Here is a 14681-nt window from a genome sequence, read left to right as displayed (position 1 = left end):
TCAATTAAACAGCCACCTTAAATCTTTTATGTTCCCCGTCATGCTCAAGCCGGCATCGTATACCGGAATGGGTTCACTTTCGGGTATGAAGCCAAGCACTAATGCAATGCCTTTAGGCAAGGTCAATGTGTTTGTTCCAGCTTTGAAGCTGTAGGTGTGTATGTTTACTGATGGCTGACCGGGGATCAATATACCGTTTGAAAGCTTTACATCAGCCTGGCCAAAATCATTGGCGCTGGCGTCAATTTCCAGTTGTGGAGCTAAGGCGTAATGCCAGGTATCAGGGTTTATAAAGCCGCCTTTGTTAAAGTAGCCTACTAAAACTTTCAACGGCTGTGCATTGGTAAAAGTAATAGCGGTGCCTTGCTTAATTTGCATGGCACGGTCTAATTGCACTGCCTTTAAGCCTTGCAGCTCTTTGGCAAAACCACTAATGGTTGCAGCGGTATCGGCAAATGGACGTGCATTTTCAACTATGGTATAACTCCCAGCATAACCTGCTGCTATGTTTACCTGGGCATTAGTTAATGCTTGTTGTTTGGCCTTTTTAGCTTTCGCATCGGGCGATTTTAGCGAGTCTATGTTCTTCTTAAAGTTCGCCAGTTCCTTTTCGTACACCGGCAGCAGTTCGGCCCAGGTTTTCATGGTACCATCGGTGCCTGGCACCGGTATTTTACGCTGGCGTGTTTGCATGCTGTTGGCGTAAAGGTAGCTGTCTTTAGTTAGTTTAACCAGTTCGCGGTAATAATCTATACTGCGTTCCATGTCGGGCACGGCCTTTTCCAGGTCGGCAATATCGTCGGTGTACTTATAACGGATGATAGATACCGCCGCCTTGATCTTTGCAGCATAGCTGTTTGCCATGGCATTGTAGCAGTACATATCGTTTTTCAACCGGTTAAATTCTGCCTTGTTTTTGGTGATACCCGGTGCCGCCGCATCAATAGCGGTTACGGCTTTTTTGCCGAAGCTTATAATGTTGTTCATTACATCGACAGGGGTTTCACCTACATGCGGCTGGTGCTTCCATTCTTTTTCGGCGTACTGGCTTAGTATCTCGCCTTCAGGTGCTTCCGACTCATATAGCAAACTGAACAGGCCAAACTTTTCGGGATTGGTAAACTGTGCCATCAGCATACCCAGGGTCATGGTTTGGCGGTTACCATCGGTTATCCCTACACGGCGCAAGATCTGTGGCGAAATTTCGCCCGATTCTTCATAGGCTTTCAGTATTTGTTCGCCCTGCGCCTGCGTACAGCCGTACATGGCTGCCAGTTGATTACCCCAATACTTAACTTCCTCATTGCGGTCGCGGTGACAATTCCAGGCGTAACGCGACCATTCTTTGTACCAGATCCAGTCGCGGTCTAACTGTAGCAAACGGGTATCGGCTTTATCGGCGCTGTATGGCCAGTCCCAGTAAGAAGCCTGCGGATACAGGTGCAAGCCATTGGCTTCATAAACGTTGTGCATAGCCAGTACCGATTTCTGTATAAAATCGGCCGACCCATAACGGAAAGGTTCCAAATTGGCCAAAATGTGTACGTTCTCTATTTGTACGGTACCTATACGGCTGAGGGTACGATGCAGATCGGCCCAGGCACCGTGTGGGGTATAAGTTGTTAATGCTTCGCCGTTAAACTTGGCTTCGGTATACAGGTTTTTGTACAGTGGTAGCGCGGCCTTCATTACGGCAGGCGCATCGGTATCATGTGCACGCAATACAATGGGTGGTTCTTCGGTTTTACCCAAAGCTTTCAGCCCATCTTTTACCCCCGGAATAATGGTTTTGGTGAACCAGTCAATATCATCCTGCCCTACACCTTCCATGGCCTCGCCCAAGGCAACCATTAAGCCAACATGTGGGTACTTTTGAACAAAAGCTGCGATAGATTTGCGGGTATAATCCGCAATGATGGGAACGATGAGACGGTTACGGTCCTGTGTTTTTAAGTTGTTTTTTTCAGCAAAAGGTTTAGATACAATGATGTTGTAAAACATTTGTATAACCCAAATGCCCCGCCTGTCGGCCTCATCGGTCAGGAACTTAAAAATCTCTTCGTTCTTTTTAAACGTGGCCTCATCAACCTCAACCGCATAAGGATACTCTTTTACCCTCACCAGCGAAGCAAAAGGATGGCCGTTCCACAAATACAAAGCATTCATACGATTGGATGCCAGCGAATCGAGATAGCGCAGCCATAGTGCCTTATCATAAAACCAGGGAAAATTTTGCGGGGTATAAGGGTACTCGTAAGTACCGCGACCGGGAAGCAGCGCCGGTTTTTGAACTCCCACACAAGCGCCACGCATTACCATTTCGGGCTTATCGGTTATATTCAGGTTTTCGGGCAATTTACCTTGCGTGCTGATACGTTCGGCGAGCTCCATAGCGCCGTAAAGGGCGCCGGAATTATCGGTACCGGCTATAATGACATTATTTTTAGCCGAATTGATAATAAAGCCTTCTTTACCCGGCTGGCCCGATGGTTTGACCTGATACTTATTAATGGCATTTTTAACCAAGGCATCTTGCAACAGGCCAATTAAAATAACAGGCGATGCCGCCGTTGGTGACATTTGATGTGACAGTTTAACCTGATACCCTTTTGAAGTAAGCGCTTTTGTGATTTGCACCGCACCATACCCAATACGGGGATGAGCTGACGCAGATATTACTATGGTAAAAGTTTTTACCGGTGCCGAATTAGCCTGAACTTTAAATACACTAAGCAGTAATAAACAAAAGCATTGGATGAAAAAGCGTATTCGCAACTGGGCCATATTTGTTCTTTAAATAACAATTTAACAGAGTTGTATACAAACTTATTGCTTGATAGCTTGCGCCACAGCATCAGTTACAGCTTAACAACAGATTAAATGTTTATATTGGTTTACAGCTCCAAATCTATGTTTACGGCTTGAAAAAAATGTATAATATTTTTTCATGGTGTTATAGCATTTTACCATAAACGGATACACTTTACGGCATTTTAACCACAATATGTTTTAACTCTTTGCTGTTTGCTATCGCTTTACCATCTGCAAAAATTTGTAGCCCTTTACCCTGTTTGTACTTGTTACCGGTTTTATCCCAGCGTATGGTTAATAGTTTGCCGTGATATAAAACCTGGTCTAAACAAAACCAATCCCACTGGTTTTCAGGGATGAGCGGATAAAGTTCCAGTTTATTATCACTACGAGGTTTGAGGCCTACAAGGTCGTTAATCACTAAATCGGCAAAGCCCGAGTGGTTGTAATAACTGCTACGCGGATTGTCACCTTTTAACCAATAGCCGTTTTTTTCATCCTGGTACTCGCCCAGGTAAGGTAGGCCACGTTTTTGGTGCGATGCGGCGTATTTGTGCAATTCATCATAAAACACCTGGGCCGACATGCCATCTTTATTCTTGTACCCGGTGAGCAGGTTAGCTAAGCCTTTCAGCGTTTGCGTGGTGGCAAAAGGCCATACAGCTCCATCCCACTCGCAGCCATGCCCCGAGCCATGTGTGCGAAACAACGGGTGACGGCGTTCGGCTGTGGTAATTCCCCAAGGCGCTTTAAAGCCGGTGGTATCGGTTAATTGTTCCCATTGTTCTGCATATTTGGCTTTGTCATCGGGCAAGTTAAAGTACCAGGGTATGTAACCCAATTCTTCGCGGGCATCGGCCAGTTGATTTTTAGCTGTTTGCTTTACTTTGAAAAAGGTGGCCTTTTCATCCCAAAGGCTGTCTTGCACCAATTGCTTTAGCTGTTTGGCTTTAGCTGAATATCTACGCTGCAAAGTATCGTTACCAAATAATGCTGCCATTTTCGATAAGGCAACCGCATTTCCATACATGTAACTGTTAATGGTTGGACGAATGTTTTTATCCTTGCGCCCTCCGCTTATAGATTCTTCCATGGCATCCTTCACATCAAATTGCCAAAACATTTGGTTGGGGAACTGCTTTTCTGTTTCCCAAAGGCGGTAATCTGCATCCAGCGCGGGTACGAGGTTTTTAACAAAGCCTTTATTTTGGTTAACGAGGTAATAATTATACACCGCATCCTGCATCCAGCTGCTAAAATTATGTAAATGCGGCTTAGGCGTTTTGGGATCTATTAAGAGCCAGAAATTAATATAATCGTTGATGTATTGCGGATTGCGTAACCAACGGCCCTCATAAATGTGATGCCCAAGCGCGCTGCTGATGGTGTTGTATTTACCGCCGTGGTTCATTTGCGTAATAAATTCGGTGAACACAAAGCCATCGGGTGTTTGCTTGAGGTGCTTGCGAAACGTCCACCAGCGGTAATAGTAAATTTTTTCGATGGTGGTATCGGGGCACTCAAACAGCGGAACGTTTTTAGACAACCAGTCGAAAGCCTGATCATTGGTGACGTAGTTCTTCACCGTTTCGGTATCAATTTTATTAAAAGAGTTTACGTAAAACTTTAACTTATCAGTGCTCAGCATGGGCTTGGTTTGCGCCTGGCTGATAGCGATAGTTAGGGTTAGTACGAGGCAGATGAATGTCTTCTTCATTATCTTGGTTTATATATTAGCAAAACGTCATTGCGAGCGATAGCGAAGCAATCTCTGCGGACGCATACTGCGCTGTCTCCATCATGTCATTGCGAGCGATAGCGTGGCAATCTCCGGTTGGTAGGTTCAGCGCCCTTTAACGTTAGTCATTGCTAATGAACTTAATTCGTCTCGCTCTTGGCCGCGCGAGTGGCCAGTTCTTTTGTCATAGCCACAAAAGAACCAAAAGGCCTATCCAGCGCAATCCCTGCCACCATACAAGGCCAGCTCATGATCGGGTGCGCTGGAAGCCCCGCGTCTTTTAGTGGCATTTGCTTGGCAACTACCTCTTTTATTTCCCTCCCCTTTGGGGAGGGCCAGGGAGGGGTGTTACTCATTCACGATCATAGCCTTGATCACCTGTGTTTCGGGGTTGAGCCAGCTTTCAAAATGGCTAATTACCTCGTCGAAATATACGCGGTGGGTAATGTAGGTTTTAGGGTCTACCAAGCCTTGTTTCATGCTGGTTACCACGTGCTCAAAATCCCTGCGGGTGGCGTTGCGGCTGCTCATCAGGGTCGATTCGCGTTTGTGAAACTCCGGATGGTTAAAGCTAAATGCTTCTTTTTGCAAACCTATCAACACATAACGGCCGCCGTGTGCCAAGTAATCTATGCCACCGTTAATGGCTTTCAGGTTACCGGTTGCATCAACCACTACCGAGGCCATATCGCCATTGGTGATAGCCCGCAACTGTTCGACCGCGTCACCTTCCAACGGATTAATAGTGTACTGTATGCCAAGCTTTTCGCGGCAAAAGGCTAAACGGTCGTTGCTTACATCCATGGCTATCACATTACCGCCGGCTATGCGTGCAAATTCTATGGTACCTAAGCCAATAGGGCCTGCGCCTATCACCAGCACAAACTCGCCGGGCTCTACTCCTGCCCTGCGGATGCCGTGTGCACCAATGGCCAATGGTTCTACCAAGGCTAATTCATCATAGGTTAAACCCTCGCCATGTACCAGCGAGTATGAAGGCACCTGTAGGTATTCTACCATGCCCCCATCGGCATGTACACCGCAAACCTGTATGTTTACGCAGCAATTGGGCTTACCCGAGCGGCAGGCCACGCATACACCGCAATTAAAGTAAGGAATGAAAGTTACCGCCTCTCCTACCTCAAAACCGGGAGCATTGTCGAGCTCTACCAATTCGCCCGATAGTTCGTGACCTAAAATTCGTGGGTAGCTAAAGAAGGGCTGCGTTCCGCGAAAAGCGTGCAAATCGGTTCCGCAAACGCCTATGCGTTTGATGCGAATAATGGCATGATCGGCTTTTAGAACCGGTTTATCGGCTTCAGCATACGCAAACTGGCCGGGGGTGGTGCATGTTAATATCTTCATATATTCAATGTTGGCTTCATGGGCCTGATAAGCAAATCCTGTTCATAGAAAAACTGCTTTGCTTAAGTTTTATTACTTATAGCTGGTTGGGCATGGTCAACTGGTGCATCAAAGGGATAAAAATTCTGTAAGATTTAATTATAGTTAATTATCCTGATATTATGATAAATTATCTTCAAGCCAAATATACGCTTAGTGTTGCCCTCATGGGTGAAATTTGGCCACACAGCAAGCATCGTTAATTAAACCCTTGCTGGTAGCCATTACAATACAAAGCATTACAGACAGGCTAACCGTAACTATAAATTTACAATGTTTGGCGTGCAACTGATAACATCATACACAGAATGGAAAAAATGCAGCAATGTAACGCGGGCTTATCTGTTGATATTTGAACATTAAACCAATAATATAAACTCTGTTTACCCGGGTTGGCTATGATAAGCCAATCGCTCTGTTAAGTATCCGTTATATACTATACCATGATTGTGAAGAAACGCATTTTAGGCATTACTGCCTTTGCCATTTTAACCAGCTTTAAAATTGTTTGGGCGCAATACCCCATTATACCACCCGCCGTACAGGCCGTAGCAGATTCGGCTTTGGCTAAAGAGCAGCGGCTTTCTGATATGGCCTGGCAAAAAGCGCTGCCTATTATTCAACGCGATGAAAAGAACGGCAAACCTTATGTGCCCTGGGCCGCCAAACCATCAGATCTGCCGCAGGCTAAGATTCCTGCATTTCCGGGTGCCGAAGGTGGCGGTGCTTACACTCCCGGCGGGCGGGGTGGCAAAGTATACGTGGTAACCAGCCTGGCCGACCGCGGCCCCGGCACCTTGCGTGAAGCTTGTGAGCAAGGCGGCGCCCGTATTGTGGTGTTCAACTTAGCAGGTATTATACATTTAAAGAGCCCTATCATTATTCGTGCACCATATATTACCCTGGCCGGCCAAACTGCACCGGGCGATGGTATTTGCATTGCCGGCGAATCTGTTTGGATAAATACGCATGATGTTGTGGTGCGTTACCTGCGTTTCCGTCGCGGAGCAACCGATGTAGCCCGCCGCGACGACGGCTTGGGTGGTAACCCGGTGGGAAACATTATGATAGATCACGTTTCGGCAAGCTGGGGTTTAGATGAGAATATGTCTATTTACCGCCACGTATACGATCGTAATGGCGCCAAACAACAAAAGCTGCCTACCGTAAACGTCACCATTCAAAACTCCATTTTTTCGGAGGCCTTAGATACTTATAACCATGCGTTTGGCAGCACCATTGGCGGTTTAAACAGTACTTTTATGCGCAACCTGTGGGCCAATAACATAGCCCGTAACCCATCTGTTGGTATGTACGGCGATTTTGGCTTTGTGAACAATGTAGTTTTCAACTGGTGGAACCGTAGCGCCGACGGTGGCGACAACGAATCGTTTTTCAACTTCATTAATAATTACTTTAAACCCGGCCCAATAACCCCTTTAGATAAGCCCATAGGTCACCGTATTTTGAAGCCGGAAGCTGGCCGTGCACAGGACAAGAAGAAACTGTATGGCCGTGTTTATGCCAACGGCAATATTATGGACGGTAACGAACGCGTAACCAAAAACAACTGGGATGGCGGTATCCAGATAGAAGATATGGAAGACGCAGGTCGCTATACCGATAGTATAAAATCAAACAAGCCCTTCCCTATGGCTAAAGTGAAGATGCTTTCGGCCGCTGATGCTTATAATTATGTTTTGGAAAACGTTGGAGCTACATTGCCCAAACGCGACGCCGTTGACAGCCGGGTTGTGCAAGTGGTTAAAACAGGAAAGATTATTTACAAGGAAGGCACCACCAACAGTACCGGTAAAGAATACATCAAGCACCGCCTGCCCGATGATTCTTATAAGCAAGGCATCATTACCGATCCAAGTCAGGTAGGCGGTTACCCCGAGTACAAAGGCACTCCCTACAAGGACAGCGATAACGATGGCATGCCCGACACTTACGAAATAAAGAAAGGCCTTAACCCTAAAAGTGCCGCAGATGCAACCTTAACTGCAAAAAACGGAGGAGGTTATACCAATATCGAAGTATACCTAAACAGTGTTGTCCCTTTAAGTAAAGTTGTTCCACCAGCGGGTAAGTAACTTACAATTAGATCAATATCAATAATTACATCAACATATTAGTGACAATAACCATGGCTGCAAGGATAATCTTGCAGCCATGATTGTAGGTTTTAAGTGGTGGGGATATACGAATACTTCCTGTAACAGCAGCAATGCAACCTACTCATTTGCAGCTAACAACTGAAAGCCGCTTAAAGGGTATCTATGTTCTTTATTATCTTGGCTGGCACACCGGCAACAATGGTGTTATCGGGAACATCGCGTGTAACAACCGCACCCGCCGCAACTATCGCATTTTCGCCAATGGTAACACCCGGCATAATAGTGGCCGCTGCCCCAACCCATGCTTTTCTTTTAATTAGGATTGGCCTGGCAACAATACCCCGCCTTTCGGCAGGCGCTAATGGATGGTTTTCTGTGATGAGATTTACCTTTGGACCAATAAGCACATCATCTTCCAAGGTTATGCCACCCATATCTAAAAATGAGCAGGCATGATTAATAAATACATTTTTACCTATATTAATGAAACGGCCAAAATTGGTGTAAAACGGCGCAAATATGGTAACGCTTTTATCAAGGGGCATGCCGATTATCTCGCCGAGCTTTGTTCTTACTTCATCTACGGATGTTGAAGCGTTTAGCGAGGGTGACAATGCCAATGTACGGTTGACCACTTCGTCTACTTTAAAAAATTCAGCGTCCGTCAGCCTAACCAGTTCGCCGCCTCTTAGCCGTTCAAAAATATCTTTCATAGAGTTAAATTTAATTAATTGGGTCTTGGAATCATAATTAATTTCAAACTATTTAACGCATACACCCAAGGCTTGGTGTAATTTTTACACTACCGGGAAAAACTACAGTCTATGAATTTCTACCTTTGCTCAACTTTAAAAAGGCATGAAGAAAAGTTTGTTCCCACTGCTGCTTGGCGGTTTAGGCATTGGCACTACCGAATTTGTAATGATGGGTTTGTTGCCCGACATTGCTAAAAACCTGCACATCAGCATACCTACCGCGGGCCATTTAATTTCGGCCTACGCATTGGGTGTGGTGGTTGGTGCTCCCCTTTTGGTGATGATGACCAGCAACTATCCGCCAAAAAAAGTGTTGCTGGCGCTAATGGCTATCTTTACTCTATTCAATACCGTTTCGGCTTTTGCGCCATCGCATATTACCTTACTCATTGCCCGCTTTTTTGCAGGATTACCCCACGGCGCCTTTTTTGGTGTGGGTGCCGTTGTAGCCAGTCGCCTGGCCGAAAAGGGTAAACAGGCGCAGGCTATATCTATGATGTTTGCCGGGCTTACTATAGCCAACCTGGCCATAGTTCCGTTGGGAACATGGGTAGGCCACCATTTCTTATGGCGCTATACTTTTGGTATCGTAGCATTTATTGGGTTAATCACCCTGTTTTTTCTGACCATATGGATGCCTACCCTACCGGTTATACGAAGTGGCAATGCTCGCTCCGAGTTGCAGATGTTTAAAAGTGCAGAAGTTTGGTTAGTTATCCTGATCACTGCTATTGGCACAGGCGGCTTGTTTGCCTGGATAAGTTATATAGCACCACTCATGACGGAGGTATCGCACTTTTCTGCCGGCAGTGTTTCCTGGATCTTAATATTGGCAGGCTTCGGCATGGTAGTAGGCAATATTATTGGCGGCCGCCTTGCCGATAAATTCAAACCATCGGTGGCATGCGCCTGGTTGCTGGTGGCTATGGCCGTTACCTTGTTAGGTATCTATTTATTTTCGGGTAACCAGGTCATATCATTACTATTTACTTTTATAGCCGGCGCTTTGTCCATCGCCCTGGCCTCCCCTATACAAATATTAATGATCAACACCGCCAAAGGTGCAGAGATGCTTGGCGCTGCCATAACGCAGGCCGCTTTTAATGTAGGTAATGCCCTTGGGGCCTTTTTTGGCGGCCTGCCCATTGCTGCGGGTCTTGGCTATGCTTCCCCATCGTTAGTAGGAATGTTGATGGCAATAATAGGTGTATTATTTGCCTTTGTTTTAGTTAAAAAACAAGCCCGGGTTAATACCCATGTACAAGTTGCGCTGGCAGATTAACATATTTATAGATTGATTGCGTGTTGGTATGAGGGTAATAGAGGTGTTTACTATCTTAAAACCGCTTACCCCTCCTTTAGCTTATCAATGGTAAAGATGCTACAGAAAGTTATATGTAAAATTAATTCAATTAAATCCACAAGGTTTCTGCCATGCCAAGTACCAAAGTCATACATGTACCAATAAAATATCCAACCAAGCTTAATACCCAAAGCACATTTTATTTAAGATTTAATTAAATCTTAAATAATTCATTATTATTTTATGGGTTTAAACTATTCCAAATTCTGCTGTTTATAATTCCGATTTTCGGACCATTTGGTTAGCATGTTAAGTATGGAAAGCAATTTTAGTCCTTTTCCAGCTTTTGATTGGACATTTAATACCATTATCGTTAAAGATAGAGTGCAATCAAAATGCAATGCTTTAAGGCTAAATAGCTAAGCTTTTAAAAAGAAGCTTTAGAAAGGCTAATGAGTTGTGATACGCATTTAGAATTACACCGTCAAAATAAGGAATATCTGAAAATTCAAAATTGCAGGCTATTACCAAAGCCAGTGACAGGAAGTTAAGCAGGCAGGTGGTTTTCATAGTTTTTAAATTAATTTTTGTTGTTTTTAATATTAAAAGGGCTTCATCAAATCGTTAAATTTGATGAAGCAAACATAGCAGGGCAACGAAACCTGGTATTGTAAGAAAACGAAAGAAGTAATGGAACAAACGGATATAAACGAAGCATTATTTTTGGTGGATCCACCATTAGACGAGGTGATCACCAGCTTTTATCACCTGTTTGTTCCATCAAAAGAAGAACCTATCACCAGGCATGTTTGTCCCAATTTGGAAATGATGCTGATATATAACTTTGGAGTACCAGTACGTATTTCCTTTCACAATAATCCACTAAACACCAAAGTGATCAAGCGTACCGCCGTAATAGGCCCGCTGCGGCAGATGCTGAACTATGAACTGTTGCCCGGGTCAGATGGACTGGTTGTTAACTTTAAATTTAACGGCTTTCAGCGTTTGTTTAATATGCCTTTAAGAGGACTTACTGGCCCGGAAGGGCCGAGTGCAGAGATTTTAACCGATGATGACCGTTTTAACAGTCTTTGGGAGAAATTAGCGACGCTACACACGGCAGAACAAAGAGTGGATCTATTGAAGCAGTCAGCCCTGGGCTTACTCAAAGAAAATGACCAGGTACTGCAAACGGTGATTAGTAACCTTGCCCAGTTTTTCAACCCACGTGTTGATCCGGTAAAGGCCATAGCGGCTGACACTCGGCTTTCCGAAAGAAGTATCCAATTAAAGTTTCAAAAGCATACCGGCTATTCTGTTAAAGAATTGCTCCGCTTTTTGCGCTTTAAAGAAGTTATTGCTTACATCCTTAACCGGAGTGATCAAAAAATAGACATTTTTGATTTGATCGCCACGCATGATTATCATGACCAGAGCCACCTGATCAAAGACTTTCAATATTTCTTAGGCCTGGCGCCTCAGCAGTTTATTAAAAATTTAAACAATGGCAGTTTCTGCGTAGTTGCTGATACTTACCCACCGCAATCCTAACCCACTTATGCCTGAAGGCATTTAGGCAGGACAATAACCAGCCATTTCGTTTTCTTACAATTTCCTGCTATCATACCCCCATACATTTGTACTGTTCATTCAATAAACAGCAGCAAAAATGGAATCACTTACAAAAGATCAAAACAATACTACAGGTAATACCGAAAATCAACAAGAAGTTAAAGTTTTAGAACAAACCAGCTTTAATACGACAGAAGTAATCATGCCGGGCATCGTTGAGCCGGAAGGCTTGTTACTCAAAACACGCGTATTAGATAACCCTGCTGCCGGGCAGGTAGTTGTAAAAATGGAAGCCAGCGGTATAGCATTTGCCGAGCAATCCATGCGCCGCGGCAGGTATTATGAGCAGCCTAAATTTCCTTTTGTTCCAGGCTATGACTTGGTTGGTACGGTGGTTGCAACAGGCCCCGGCGTTGATTTAGCTTTGATAGGCAAACGTGTGGCTGCCATGACGAAGATTGGCGGCTGGGCAAGCTATGTGCTGCTTTCTGCGGGCGACCTGCTACCTGTTCCTGAAGCGACTGATCCGCTGGAAGTGGAAACGTTAATTGTTAACGGTATTACAGCCTGGCAAATGCTGCACGGCAAAGCGCAGATCAAGCGTGGACAAACGATCCTGGTTCACGGTGCCAATGGTGGCGTCGGAACCATTTTGACGCAACTGGCGCTTTATGCCGGCGTCCGTGTAATTGGAACTGCTTCACCCCGTCACCATGAAACATTGCGTGCACAAGGCGTTGAACCGATAGATTATAACGATACTAATTTAGCCAACAGCGTGCTCCAACTTGCCCCCGGCGGTGTAGATGCAGTTTTTGACCATTTGGGTGGATCAAGTTTTGCGAGGTCTTTCGGCCTGCTGGCCAAGGGTGGTGTGCTGGTTTGTTATGCCATTGCTTCGGCGTTAAAGGATGCCGGTAATGTTTTGATCCCGTTTTTAAAAGTGTTGGTACAGTTAGGTTGGTGGAACATTTTGCCTAATGGCCGTAAAGCATATTTCTATAACATCTGGGATGGAAAAGGCACTGAAGCTTTTCAAGCGCAGCTAAGAGAAACTTTTGCAGAGCTCACTACTTTGCTGGCCAGTGGAGTGCTTAAACCGCAAATTGCTGCCCGGTTTCCGCTAAATCAAATTACAGATGCTATGAAATTGGCGGAATCGCGGACCGCTTATGGCAAGGTTGTGCTTGTACCCTAAGCTAAGGGCGATGTGGTAAGATCAATTGCATATGCAAGCGCACATTGAAAAAATAGAAGTAAAAACATGCATAGCCAATAAAAAAAGTTGCGCATTACTTGCGGTAATTTGATGGCTTATTTAATCAGTAGGCAAAATCGCTTATTACTGATGCATAGGTTAAAAAAAACGATGCAGATCGCAATGGCACCTAATAAAAAGGTTTTTGAAAATTTAGCAGGGGGCAAATAGACCTTTTATCAACCCACTACACTACCATAGTAGATTATGTGTGTGCTTTAAGGAACTCAGCTGATGGAAACAAACGGCAGGAACTGTATTTGAAGCATACAACAGCTTTGTGGGCTAAATCAGGCCTACTGTCTGTTCTATAACCTATTATATTAACTGTTTACACTTGCCGATAAAACGTCAGAATCAGGCTGTTCATTGTAATGTATAGCAAACCAACAGAATCTGTTTCTTAAACCTTGGTTGTATTTTGTAATTAGCCAGAACCACAACTTTAGAAGATAATGCTCATCGGTTTTCAAAAAAAGATTCAATAATTTTATTGCTTCATCCAAAGATCTTTGAATATATGCAATACCTTGTACTGCTTCCGGAGTAGAAGCTACTCTTCCAATTTCCTCTGGTTTGGTAAAATCAATTTCTGCTATACGTTGATTTATCCACCATAAATTTCCAAATAGATCGATAATCCTGCAAACCTTTTCTCCAAACCATAATGCAGTCATATCAGTTACCGATTTAGCCCCAAGCTTAATTGATTTTGATGAACATCCCTCAACATCCCCGACGTATAAATTTAGAAAACTTGGGGTCGGCGGCCAGCCTTCTCTCGAATCAAAAAGCATAATTAAGGCATCTCCAATTTTTATAACTACATGAATGATAGTTCCTTCTTCATTTGTAATTCTGCTGTGAGGAATCTCTTCCGCATCAAAAGCAACCTTTAAAAATTCAATTAATTTGGCTGAGGACGGAGAAATAATCCAAGTTGTGTTACTGTGGTGTAGTGCTCAGGCACTATATTAAGTTTTTTCGCTTCTATAATATTTATAAGTTGATTGTTGCGATAAAGATATTTGTAGCTGATGACAACCCCATGTCAGTAGTAGATATTAAAGTAATGTAATTAAAATCATATTTTGCTTAATCAGTTGTTAGTTTAATTCTTGGGAAAACGAAATAAATGGAAATTATAGTATAAATGCCAACGGCAAGCCAGCTATTGACCCAGCTTAATCCAGCGCCTATTAAATAAATGACAGGACCGTAAAAACCGCGCAGCCTTGCAACCTTAATCAAGATTTTCTGGTTCGGAATTCCCTTAAGCAAATGTTCATGCCTGACCAGATAAAAACCCATTGATGGAAAAATAATAGTAGGAAGAAACATGCATAACCCATAAAAAAAAGTAGCTGCGTTATTACCCGGATATTCCCCTAATAATTTGGTGGGAAATGGCAACAGCGAAGTGAAAAGCAATAAAAGGTTATTCATCCAAAATAACCCAAAATCAAAGCTTTTAACCTGCTGCATAAACCGGTGATGGTTCATCCATATTACGCAGACGATCAGGAAACTGTTGACCCAAGATAATAATTTAGGCAAAGTTGCTACAATGGCGGCCCACACGTTTTCATTGGTTGGGTTATTGATGTGTGGAAAGTGCAGATCAAAAACCAGCAAAGTAACTACTATAGCGAAAACCCCATCACTAAATGTTTCTATCCTGTTCACAGTAAAATCTACCGATGTTTTCATATTTGTATCT

At 44.0% G+C, this 14681-nt stretch carries 10 protein-coding genes; 4 read left to right on the top strand and 6 right to left on the bottom strand.

What is annotated here, in order from left to right:
* The 3 genes from IEV61_RS14385 to IEV61_RS14375 all read right to left on the bottom strand — a co-directional run bounded on the left by IEV61_RS14385 (position 1) and on the right by IEV61_RS14375 (position 5914).
* A complete protein-coding gene (locus IEV61_RS14385; protein WP_188417735.1) occupies positions 1-2784 on the bottom strand; it encodes an alpha-d-galacturonidase in 2784 nt (927 codons plus the stop codon).
* Positions 2785-2983: 199 nt separating this feature from the next.
* On the bottom strand, positions 2984-4528 hold the full coding sequence (locus tag IEV61_RS14380; RefSeq protein WP_188417734.1) for an MGH1-like glycoside hydrolase domain-containing protein: 1545 nt from the start codon (positions 4526-4528) through the stop codon (positions 2984-2986).
* A gap of 369 nt (positions 4529-4897) precedes the next feature.
* On the bottom strand, positions 4898-5914 hold the full coding sequence (locus IEV61_RS14375) for a zinc-binding alcohol dehydrogenase family protein (protein ID WP_188417733.1): 1017 nt from the start codon (positions 5912-5914) through the stop codon (positions 4898-4900).
* A gap of 482 nt (positions 5915-6396) precedes the next feature.
* On the opposite strand from IEV61_RS14375, the gene IEV61_RS14370 reads away from it, so the two are divergent.
* The gene (locus tag IEV61_RS14370; RefSeq protein ID WP_188417732.1) at positions 6397-8049 is read left to right on the top strand and encodes a pectate lyase family protein; all 1653 of its coding nucleotides are present in this window, start codon (positions 6397-6399) and stop codon (positions 8047-8049) included.
* A gap of 173 nt (positions 8050-8222) precedes the next feature.
* Here the strand turns inward: IEV61_RS14370 and IEV61_RS14365 are convergent, their stop codons facing one another.
* Positions 8223-8786: a DapH/DapD/GlmU-related protein gene (locus IEV61_RS14365; protein WP_188417731.1), complete on the bottom strand. Its 564-nt coding sequence runs from the start codon at positions 8784-8786 to the stop codon at positions 8223-8225.
* 145 nt (positions 8787-8931) lie between these two features.
* Between IEV61_RS14365 and IEV61_RS14360 the strand changes: the two genes are divergently transcribed.
* The 3 genes from IEV61_RS14360 to IEV61_RS14350 all read left to right on the top strand — a co-directional run bounded on the left by IEV61_RS14360 (position 8932) and on the right by IEV61_RS14350 (position 12901).
* Positions 8932-10110, top strand: coding sequence for an MFS transporter (locus IEV61_RS14360; protein ID WP_188417730.1), 1179 nt, complete (start codon positions 8932-8934; stop codon positions 10108-10110).
* Positions 10111-10821: 711 nt separating this feature from the next.
* Positions 10822-11682 carry a helix-turn-helix domain-containing protein gene (locus IEV61_RS14355; protein ID WP_188417729.1) on the top strand — a complete coding sequence of 287 codons (861 nt, stop codon included), beginning with the start codon at positions 10822-10824 and terminating at the stop codon, positions 11680-11682.
* A gap of 118 nt (positions 11683-11800) precedes the next feature.
* Positions 11801-12901, top strand: a complete 1101-nt coding sequence (locus IEV61_RS14350; protein ID WP_188417728.1) for a medium chain dehydrogenase/reductase family protein — start codon at positions 11801-11803, stop codon at positions 12899-12901.
* Positions 12902-13284: 383 nt separating this feature from the next.
* On the opposite strand, the gene IEV61_RS14345 is transcribed toward IEV61_RS14350, so the two are convergent.
* Both IEV61_RS14345 and IEV61_RS14340 read right to left on the bottom strand, forming a co-directional pair.
* Positions 13285-13758, bottom strand: a complete 474-nt coding sequence (locus IEV61_RS14345) for a VOC family protein (protein ID WP_188417727.1) — start codon at positions 13756-13758, stop codon at positions 13285-13287.
* Between the two features lie 298 nt (positions 13759-14056).
* Positions 14057-14671 carry a TMEM175 family protein gene (locus IEV61_RS14340; protein ID WP_188417726.1) on the bottom strand — a complete coding sequence of 205 codons (615 nt, stop codon included), beginning with the start codon at positions 14669-14671 and terminating at the stop codon, positions 14057-14059.
* Positions 14672-14681 lie beyond the last annotated feature (10 nt).

Origin of the sequence: Mucilaginibacter galii (assembly GCF_014635825.1) — a bacterium.
Taxonomy (GTDB): domain Bacteria; phylum Bacteroidota; class Bacteroidia; order Sphingobacteriales; family Sphingobacteriaceae; genus Mucilaginibacter; species Mucilaginibacter galii.
The sequence above is the reverse complement of the archived record's forward strand: the minus strand, read 5'-3'. Positions and strand labels throughout refer to the sequence as shown.